Origin of the sequence: Rheinheimera sp., from assembly GCF_036568245.1 — a bacterium.
Taxonomy (GTDB): Bacteria; Pseudomonadota; Gammaproteobacteria; order Enterobacterales; family Alteromonadaceae; genus Alishewanella.
Genome location: NZ_DATCSY010000159.1, coordinates 1 through 3,385 on the forward strand (window position 1 = coordinate 1; position 3,385 = coordinate 3,385).

2 protein-coding genes are annotated in these 3,385 nt (G+C 50.4%); both read left to right on the forward strand.

From position 1 onward, the window contains the following. Window positions 1-4: 4 nt before the first annotated feature. Window positions 5-1,207, forward strand: coding sequence for a tyrosine--tRNA ligase (tyrS, locus tag VIN66_RS06850; RefSeq protein ID WP_331923284.1), 1,203 nt, complete (start codon window positions 5-7; stop codon window positions 1,205-1,207). A 144-nt stretch (window positions 1,208-1,351) separates the two neighbouring features. Then, window positions 1,352-3,385, forward strand: a 2,034-nt coding sequence (gene acnA / locus VIN66_RS06855; RefSeq protein WP_331923283.1) for an aconitate hydratase AcnA, incomplete at its 3' end; no start/stop codon positions are given.

The window sequence follows — 3,385 nt, forward strand, 5'->3', positions numbered from 1 at the left end:
AAAAATGGCGGATTGGGAGCTGGCTTTAGCTGAATTAAAACGCGGCTGCGAAGAAATTCTGCTGGAAGAAGAGCTAATTGCCAAATTAAAAGAAGGCAAGCCACTAAAAATAAAGGCTGGCTTTGACCCGACTGCACCTGATTTGCACCTTGGTCATACCGTTCTTATCAACAAACTGCGCGCTTTCCAGCAATTGGGGCACGAGGTTATTTTTCTAATCGGTGATTTTACCGGTTTAATTGGTGACCCGACTGGCAAAAACGTTACCCGTAAACCGCTAACCCGTGAAGAAGTGCTGGCCAACGCCCAGACTTACAAAGATCAGGTGTTTAAAATACTGGACCCGGCCAAAACCCGGGTAGCGTTTAACTCGGAGTGGATGAACGAGTTAGGTGCCGCCGGCATGATCAAACTGGCGGCCCGGCAAACGGTTGCCCGGATGCTGGAACGGGACGATTTTAAAAAGCGTTATGCCAATAACCAGTCTATTGCTATCCATGAATTTTTATATCCGCTGGTACAGGGCTGGGATTCAGTCGCATTGCAGGCTGATGTCGAAATGGGTGGAACCGACCAGCGTTTTAACCTGTTAATGGGCCGTGAGCTGCAAAAAGATGAAGGTCAGCGCCCGCAAACAGTGATGATGGTACCGCTGCTGGAAGGCTTGGATGGCGTACAGAAAATGTCAAAATCCTTGGGTAATTACGTCGGTATTACTGATGCACCTAATGACATGTTTGGCAAAATTATGTCGATATCAGATGAGTTAATGTGGCGCTACTACGACTTACTGAGCTTCCGGGCGTTGGAAGACATTGCTGCACTCAAACAACAGGTGGCCGCAGGCGCCAATCCACGCGATGTAAAAATTGAGCTGGCAAAAGAAATTATTGCCCGTTTTCATGACCAGGCTGCAGCTGATGCTGCACATCAGGATTTTATCCAGCGTTTTAGCAAAAACGCCTTGCCGGATGATATTCCACAGCTGAGTGTCCGTTGTGACGGTGACAGCATGCCTATCGCAAACCTGCTAAAAGAAGCTGGCCTGGTGGAGAGTACCTCCGAGGCCATTCGTATGATCAAGCAGGGTGCTGTTAAGCTAAATGGTGATACCAAGGTAGAAGACACTAAACTGGACATTGCCAAAGGCAGCGAAGCCATTTATCAGGTCGGTAAGCGTAAGTTTGCCAAAATTAGCCTGGTTTAAAAATTCTGTTATTTTATAAATGATTAGCGCAGCGGCTGTATAGTTGCTGCGCATCCCGCTTAGCCAGTCATTCACCGTTAATCCCTCGTACTGTATAGCTGATGAACTACACTTGAGTAAATTACAATCAGCACGAGGTAAGTCATGTCAAAGCGCAATCCTTTTGCCAGCGAACTGCTGGTCAATGAGAAGCCATATCATATTTTCAGTCTGAAAAAAGCAGCAGAGACTTTTGGTGATATCAACCGGTTGCCGTTTTCTCTGAAAATACTACTGGAAAACCTGCTGCGTAATCTTGATGACGACACTGTCACCACTGACGATATTCAGGCGCTGGTGAATTGGCAGAAAACCGGCACCTCTGATCGTGAAATTGCCTTTCGCCCGGCACGGGTATTAATGCAGGATTTCACCGGTGTACCGGCAGTGGTTGATTTGGCCGCTATGCGCGCCGCTGTCGCTGCACTCGGCGAAGACCCGGATAAGGTCAACCCGTTGTCACCGGTCGACCTAGTAATTGACCACTCAGTGATGGTTGATAAGTATGCTACTGAGCAAGCGTTTAAGCAGAACGTTGATATTGAAATGCAGCGAAACTACGAGCGCTACGCCTTTTTACGCTGGGGCGCCAAAGCATTTCGTAATTTTAGGGTTGTGCCGCCTGGCACAGGTATCTGCCATCAGGTAAATCTGGAATATCTTGGGCAGAGTGTCTGGGCAGAGCAAACCGATGATGGCACTCTGGCCTATCCCGATACCCTGGTCGGCACTGATTCGCACACCACTATGATCAATGCGCTGGGCATTCTGGGCTGGGGTGTCGGTGGTATTGAAGCCGAAGCTGCGATGCTGGGGCAGCCGGTGTCGATGATTATTCCTGAAGTGGTGGGGTTTGAGTTCAGCGGTAAGCTGCAGCCCGGCATTACGGCAACCGATCTGGTACTGACTGTAACGCAAATGCTGCGTAAGCATGGTGTGGTGGGTAAGTTTGTCGAGTTTTTTGGTGATGGTCTGGACCAGCTGGCGCTGGCAGATCGGGCGACTATCGCCAATATGGCGCCCGAGTATGGTGCCACCTGTGGTTTTTTCCCGGTTGATCAGGTGACCTTGGATTATATGAAGCTGACCGGCCGGGATGATGCGCTGATTGCCAGAGTGAAAACCTATTGTCAGCAGCAGGGGTTATGGCGTAAAAGCGGCGAAACACCGATATTTACCGACACCCTGCATCTGAATTTAGATACGGTAGTGGCATCGCTGGCAGGGCCGAAGCGGCCACAGGATAAAGTTACTCTGACCGAACTGAAACAGCATTGTGATGCCGCCATTGCGCAAGAGAAAAAGGTCAGCCAGCAGCGCGACGCTGAGCTGCTGAACGAGGGGGGCGGTCAGACTGATGCACCTGTCGTTGACCGCAGTTTCGACTTTAATGGCGAGCGTATCCGGCTGGATAATCATGCGGTGGTTATCGCAGCGATAACCTCTTGCACGAATACCTCTAATCCAAGCGTGCTGATGGCGGCGGGTTTGCTGGCAAAGAATGCTGTTGCTAAGGGATTAAAGCGCCAGCCGTGGGTGAAGAGCTCGCTAGCGCCTGGCTCTAAAGTGGTTACCCGTTATTTAGAGGACGCCGGGTTAATGCCGGCACTTGAGCAGCTGGGGTTTCATCTGGTGGGCTATGGCTGCACAACCTGCATTGGTAACTCGGGGCCGTTAGCCAAGCCGATAGAAGAGGCTATTGCTGCTTCAGATCTGAATGTATCTGCGGTATTGTCAGGTAACCGTAACTTTGAAGGCCGTATTCACCCGCTGGTGAAATCAAACTGGCTGGCATCGCCGCCGTTGGTGGTGGCCTACGCTTTAGCCGGTACGGTAAATATTGATCTTGGCCATCAACCGCTTGGCAAAGACAGACAGGGCAACGATGTCTATTTGAAAGATATCTGGCCAGACAGCCAGCAAATTGCAGACGCGGTAGCCAAAGTTCAAAGCAGTATGTTCAGTGCAGAGTATGCTCAGGTGTTTGAAGGTGATGACAGCTGGCAGGCAATAGATGTGCCTAAAGCGAAGACCTATGCCTGGCCTGATTCTACCTATATCCGTCATCCGGACTTTTTCCGCGGCATGGCAAGAAAACCCAAAGCCGTAGCAGATATCCAGGGCGCGAGAGTACTGGCG